Consider the following 6,220-nt stretch of genomic DNA (forward strand, 5'->3'; position numbering starts at 1 on the left):
ATCCTTATCTGGCAAGGGATTTAATTGATTAGTTCGCTCTAGATCGAAAATAATTGACAAAAATCGCTAAATGCCTTTCTATATAGGGGTTCCATCCCTTATAACCCCCGTCCATTGCATAACACAAACCGAAGAGCCAACTTCGTGAGCTTTTCAAAACCCGTGATGGCCAGGATTTAATACTGTTCTACGAATATTTTCACGGAGATACAGGTCAAGGACTGGGAGCAAGCCATCAAACAGGTTGGACAGGACTCGTAGCTAATTTGATCTATCAGGTCGGAGAATATAACTATCTCAATAGCGCACCTTCTTAATACTCAATTAACGTTAGTCGGACGAGAGAAGGAAAGTTTTAACCCGGGACAGGATCAAGCTTTCAGCTAATCCAGGATTCGGGTTAAATAGACTCTAATAGATTGTACCCCGTTGACGGGCGGGGCGATCGAGGGATTTAATCGCCGTTTCTAATTCCTCGACGGTCAAACAAGTACCGCCCAGGGCCCCGGCCATAGTGGTAATATGTTCTTCCATGAGAGTGCCACCGAGATCGTTGCAACCCCAGTCTAAAGCTTCTGTCGCCCCCTGTAAGCCCAATTTTACCCAACTGGGTTGATGATTTTTAATGCTATTGCCCAAATAAATCCGCGCCACTGCCGTTAATTTTAATGTATCGGCTAAGATTGGTTGATCTCGTCCGACTCGATTTCTCAGGGGTTTGGGGGCTGATTGTCCCACAAAAGGCAATAAAATAAATTCGGTGATTTTAGCCCGATAATTATTTTCTAGGGCGATTTCTTGCTGTTTTCTAATTTTTTCAAGGTGCTGCACCTGTTGGCTAGGGGTTTCAATATGACCGCAGAGCATGGTACTGGTGGTATGTAACCCCAAGCGATGAGCAATACCGACTATTTCTAACCAAGTGGCGGCATCGATTTTTTCTGGACAAATTACCCGTCTTACCTCATCGACTAACACCTCGGCGGCCGTCCCCGGGAGAGAATTGACTCCTGCTTCTTGCAGGGAAGCGATAACTTTTTCGTAACTTAAACCGTCTTCCCTAGCTATAAATTGGACTTCTTGGGGTGAAAAAGCGTGTAAATGCAGGTCAGGAAAGGCTTGTTTCAGGTTTTTAACAATTTCGAGGTAATAGTCTAAGGAATTGCCCTTAATCTTGGCTTTTGGGTTTAATCCTCCCTGCATACAAATTTCTGTGGCCCCACGACGGACAGCATCCGCCGCTTTAGCGATAATTTCCTCTAAATTAAGCCAGAATGCTCCCTCTTCATTTTCATCGCGTCTGAATGCACAAAAACTGCAATGCTGCTCACAAATGTTACTAAAATTAATGTTGCGATTGATCACGTAGGTGACGGTATCTCCTGCCTGTTGACGACGCAAAAAGTCGGCAGTTTCCCGAATCTGGGCAATTAAACGGTTATCGGTAGTTTCTAGCAAGATAATCGCTTCTTTCGCCGATAAATTCGCCCCTGACCGCGCTTTGGCCAAAATATCGGTTACGGGTGCGGTGATGGAGGAGTTAGTCACGGGAGATAAATATTAAGGGTTGCCGATCCTAATTGTAGAACGAGGTCAGAAGGAACAGTAAAGAAAGAGAGCCGATTTAATCCTTTTTCTGTTCCCTATTCCCTTGTCTGCACGCGGTAATTTCCGGTTGAGAGCCTTTATTGCGGGGTGGTTTGTTTTTCCTGTTCTTTTTGTTGACGTTTTTTCTTTTCTGCTTCTAGGGCATCTTCGATAACCTTGAGCAGCTGATCCATTTTATCAAGATTACCGCGATAAACATCGAGGTCTTTTTGCAGTTTCTCGCTGGAGAGATGGAGAATTTCTGAGAACTTTTGCAAAATTTGTTCGCGTTTTTCTTTTTCCTTGATCATCTCTGGTTGTGCTTCCGCCAAAATTGTATAGAGACCGATGGCAAACAGGCGACTATACTTAAACTTAGGCGCGTTGATAACCGAAACTAAACTATCAGACAACTGATTGTTACCACCCATAGCAGGGTTTTGCAGTTGGGAAAGCAAGGAATCAATATTAGTTTCTTTGGCAATAGCGATCATATTTTCGGCATCACGACGATAGACTTCGGGATTACCGTTAACCGCTTGGCACAAAGCATTAAAAATATTCGGTTTATCCTCCCCCGGACGATAGCCTTCCATGAACTTCTCGAAAGAAGTAACCACACCAAGGGCATAAATTGGATCATAATGGAAATCTACATTAACGGAGAGCAGGTGCATCTCGACTAATAATTCCTCAACCACGCGCCGATACACCGAATTGATGGGGCGGGTGTGGCGAGTATAAAAATCACGCTTACTATCGGAAACAGTACGAATTTTGTCCACAGAACCAAACTTCATAAAAATTTAACACTGCTCTCATTTTCTCCCTTCTCGTTCCCCCTGACAAGGCCAGTGATCACCAAAGAGCGGCAAGCAGTCAGTCCAGAGAGAGCAAAAGAGCGAGTAAGATATAAAGATAAGGACATGGAAAAATCGAGATAATTAGCCGATACCGCCTCTACCAATCGCTTTTTTACTTTTCACTTTTCACTTGACTATATGGCTAATCAAGACGACAAAATCAAAATTATCAGTGATAACCGGCAAGCGCGCCATCTCTACGAGATTTTAGAGACTTTTGAAGCGGGGGTGCAGTTGCTGGGGACTGAGGTTAAATCTGTGCGTGCTGGTAAGGTAAACCTGCGGGATGGTTACGTTTTAGTCCGCAATGGTGAAGCGGTGTTAATTAATGTTCATATTTCCCCCTACGAACAGAGTAGCGAATATTTTAATCACGATCCGCGCCGGACGAGAAAATTGTTGATGCACAAAAAGGAAATCAGCAAACTCATCGGTCAAGTGGAACAGAAAGGCTTAACTCTTGTGCCTTTGAAGATGTATTTTAAAGGTAGTTGGGTAAAAATCAGCATTGGCCTCGGTAGAGGCAAGAAATTACACGATAAACGCGAAGATTTGAAACGTCGTCAAGATCAACGGGATATGGCGCGAGCGATGAAGCGTTAATCAAGACACTTATCGGACTGGCAAAGGTCTAGGTAAGAAACGAGCGGGTTTTGTTACAGTTGAACTGTATTAGGCTCCTTGTGGCTGTCACCATCCCCCTCACTTTGGGTTAAAATTTATGTTAAAAGTCTTGACAAAAGTAATTAAATATGCTAAAGCACCCGCTTTAATTGCTCTATCTTTAGCTGTGGGTGCGGGGATTATTTTACCAAAAATAACTTTAGCCAATGGCAACCCCGGCCTAACCATTTTTAGCGGAGTCGATCGCAAGGATATCTTAGATTATTTCTTGCAATTCGGTGGTCGTCCCAAGCAAATGGATCGTTATAAACTCTATATTCCCCCGAAAAAACTCTCCCAAGGGGCCGCGGCTTTTTTTATTTCCTATCCCGATTATTTTAACGGCCAGTTTGACACCAATAAAATCGAGGTACGCATCAACAACAAATCTTTACCTTTAAAGGAAGTGGTTTGGGATAAGGATAGTCGCATTATTCAAATTGTCCCCGAACAACCGATCGATCCGACCAGCAAAGTTGAAATCGTCATGTCTAATGTCAGAAATCCTGAATTAGGCACTTATTACTTTACCTGTGATGTGATTGCCTCTGGCAATATTCCCGTCCGTCTCTACGTTGGCACTTGGATTGTCAGTATCGAACCTTAAGTATTTATTGGGGGATGGGGAAATGGGGGGATGGGGAAATGGGGAAATGGGGAAATGGGAGAATTCAACTAAAACCCTAAAACCCTAAAACCCTAAAACCCCAACACCTAACACCTAACACCTAACACCTAACACCCTCTCAGCCCGAGAAAAAGTCAACCAAAGTCAACTATTTGCTTCCGAGTTGCTAAAATCTGAGGAGTTTTCACCTATAGACTCGTTGGCTGGGGAATTTTCTTCGGAGTTTGAGTTTTTGCGACTGCCTTTGTGAGAATTTTTGCCCCCTTCCCGTCCGATAGCTGCCATATGGGCGCGATCTCGGCTAACCGCTTCACCACCTTTTCGTCCCGCTTCGCGAGCTTCTTCGGAGGTAAATTCGTGGGCTGTACCTTTTTGATGAGCAGCTTTACCACCTTTACTAGCGATTTCCCGTTGTTTAGCTTGATCCATAGAGGCAAAACCGCGTTTACTCTTACCTGTCATAATATCCCTCCTGTGTGAATGCTGATTTTAAACGTTCTTAAAGACTTATGCGAGATTTTTAAAACATCAAAATCATGGTCTTGTCGGTGGGCAAAACATTGAGATTGCACCGCTTTCCTCCTCTAAGAACTATGGATTCCTACCTAGGATCATAACTCATTAGCTTGACTTCTAGGGAACTAATTACAGCAATCAAAGAGCATATTTTATGTTAAAAAATATTAAGCGAATCGAGCATTTATCAGTCTAAAGATATAGAAGTTATCTTAATGGTGAGGTACAAAGTTTGCCTTTGGAGGAGTCGGTCTTCAGTTATCAGTTATCAGCTCCTGAAGGACGCAAAGCGCCCTAAAAAGAAAAAGAGAAACTAGTGGGACTTAAACACAGAACCAAATTTTTTTAGCTATAATCAAGTCATAGTATGCTTTCACGTCAAAATACGCCCAGGCGAGAAACGACCCCATCCGCTATGCCGCCCTGCTTCGAGAGATGGTGCGCTAGATTCGATGACTGTTTCAAAAACCAGTCGCAAAAAGATGGCTTCCGACACTATTTAGGCGGCTTATTAGGAGAAAGCGAGCGAAAAAACCTAACCCAGATGGCGGATAACTCGGTGGGGGTGGTTTATCACCGATTACATCACTTTTTAACCGAGGCTCCTTGGTCGGCGACGCAAATTAACCAACGTCGTCTGGAAGTGATGAACAAATGCTCGCAGACTAGGATCGGCGTGGGCTTCACGATGATTCTGGATGATTCGGGACATCGAAAAAGTGGCAATTTTACCGAGGGAGTCGGAAGACAATACCTCGGTGAGATCGGCAAGACAGATAACGGAGTAGTGGTAAGCTAAACGGCGCTTAACCTGCATGATCCAATAGCTATAACCCTTTTGGAGTCTATATCGGTGATCCGAAGTAAAAGCCGTTTAGCTTAGTAACCACCCATCTCTACGACGGGAAAAAAAGCTTACCCTTAGACATCGAGATCTATCAACCGGCATCTTCTCTACTATCGGGAAAAGAAGACGAAGATTTTAAAAAGAAACCCGAACTCGGACTCGAATTAATCGACCGAAGTTTAAAGCGAAAATACCGACCGAAAATTGTCTTGATAGATGCGGGGTATGGAAACAACACGCAGTTTCTGAAAGAGTTAGAAAAGAGAAACCTAAAGTATTTAGGAGGAGTGGCTAAAAATCGAAAAATTATCCGAAAAACGGAATCAGGAATCGAGGAAGAAATCAGTCTGGAGAAATTAGCAAAAAGCTTGAAGCCAGAGAGTTTTACCCCAGTAATCCTCTCGGTTAAAAAAACGAAAACCCTATACGTGTTTATTGTTTCCGCTCGTATTGCGTCTTTAGAAGGAGAAAGAACTTTTGCCATCGTCATGAACGCGAGTTCTTGGGAAGAAGCGACGGACATCGATTATTTTGTCACGAATGTCCAGGCGGAAAAAGTAACCCCGCAGTGGGTAGTAGAAACTTACTCGCAAAGAAATTGGGTAGAAGTTTTCTATCGAGAGGCGAAAGGATGGTTAGGGCTAAGAGAATATCAGGTTCGCGGGAAAGAAAGCCTTCTTCGCCATTTTATCCTGGTGTTTTGTGCCTACACTTTTATTCTCTGGCATCACTTAACCGGGGGACTACAAAGGCGATGGGCGAATAAACCTTTGGAGACGTTTACCGATGCTTTGGAGGCTTTTCGTACAGCGATGTCTTTTCGTTTTTTCACTTGGCTAACGCAGAATATTGATGTCTTTTCCGCTCACAAAGCGGCTTTGGGCTACATTTGGGCTTGAAATTTGTTTAAGTCCCACTAGGGACAAGCCCTGATATTCTAAATCTGGAAGTATCCTGAACTCAAACCGGAGTAACAATAGAACTCTTGCAAATTAATTATATGTTATAATGATGGGTTAACTAATTTTCCCCAAAAAATTAGTTAATCAGTACATTCGTCCTGAATGAAAACTTGAAGTTTAACTTTTAACTCAAAACTCTTTAGAGCTGCTTTAA

5 protein-coding genes and 2 pseudogenes are annotated in these 6,220 nt (G+C 43.2%); 4 read left to right on the forward strand and 3 right to left on the reverse strand.

The annotated features are described in order from the left end of the window. Nucleotides 1–137 precede the first annotated feature (137 nt). Nucleotides 138–317 (forward strand): annotated as a pseudogene (locus IM322_RS23775) (hypothetical protein); the annotation flags it as partial. 94 nt (nt 318–411) lie between these two features. Here IM322_RS23775 and cofH read toward each other — a convergent pair. Then, complete coding sequence (cofH, locus tag IM322_RS16790) at nt 412–1,548, reverse strand: 7,8-didemethyl-8-hydroxy-5-deazariboflavin synthase subunit CofH (protein ID WP_287672017.1); 1,137 nt, start codon at nt 1,546–1,548, stop codon at nt 412–414. 137 nt (nt 1,549–1,685) lie between these two features. Further along, the gene (gene psb29 / locus IM322_RS16795) at nt 1,686–2,372 is read right to left on the reverse strand and encodes a photosystem II biogenesis protein Psp29 (protein ID WP_287076623.1); all 687 of its coding nucleotides are present in this window, start codon (nt 2,370–2,372) and stop codon (nt 1,686–1,688) included. Between the two features lie 216 nt (nt 2,373–2,588). On the opposite strand from psb29, the gene smpB reads away from it, so the two are divergent. Beyond that, nucleotides 2,589–3,053 carry an SsrA-binding protein SmpB gene (gene smpB / locus IM322_RS16800; RefSeq protein WP_004162719.1) on the forward strand — a complete coding sequence of 155 codons (465 nt, stop codon included), beginning with the start codon at nt 2,589–2,591 and terminating at the stop codon, nt 3,051–3,053. 118 nt (nt 3,054–3,171) lie between these two features. Next, entirely contained in the window at nt 3,172–3,720 is a 549-nt protein-coding gene (locus IM322_RS16805; protein ID WP_286827002.1) for a DUF2808 domain-containing protein, read from the forward strand. A gap of 165 nt (nt 3,721–3,885) precedes the next feature. Here IM322_RS16805 and IM322_RS16810 read toward each other — a convergent pair whose 3' ends face one another. Next, nucleotides 3,886–4,203, reverse strand: coding sequence for a KGG domain-containing protein (locus IM322_RS16810; protein ID WP_286827003.1), 318 nt, complete (start codon nt 4,201–4,203; stop codon nt 3,886–3,888). A gap of 421 nt (nt 4,204–4,624) precedes the next feature. Between IM322_RS16810 and IM322_RS16815 the strand changes: the two are divergent. Continuing rightward, nucleotides 4,625–6,003, forward strand: a pseudogene (locus IM322_RS16815) (IS701 family transposase). The last annotated feature ends 217 nt before the right edge of the window (nt 6,004–6,220 follow it).

This window comes from Microcystis sp. M109S1 (genome assembly GCF_020247025.1).
Taxonomy (GTDB): domain Bacteria; phylum Cyanobacteriota; class Cyanobacteriia; order Cyanobacteriales; family Microcystaceae; genus Microcystis.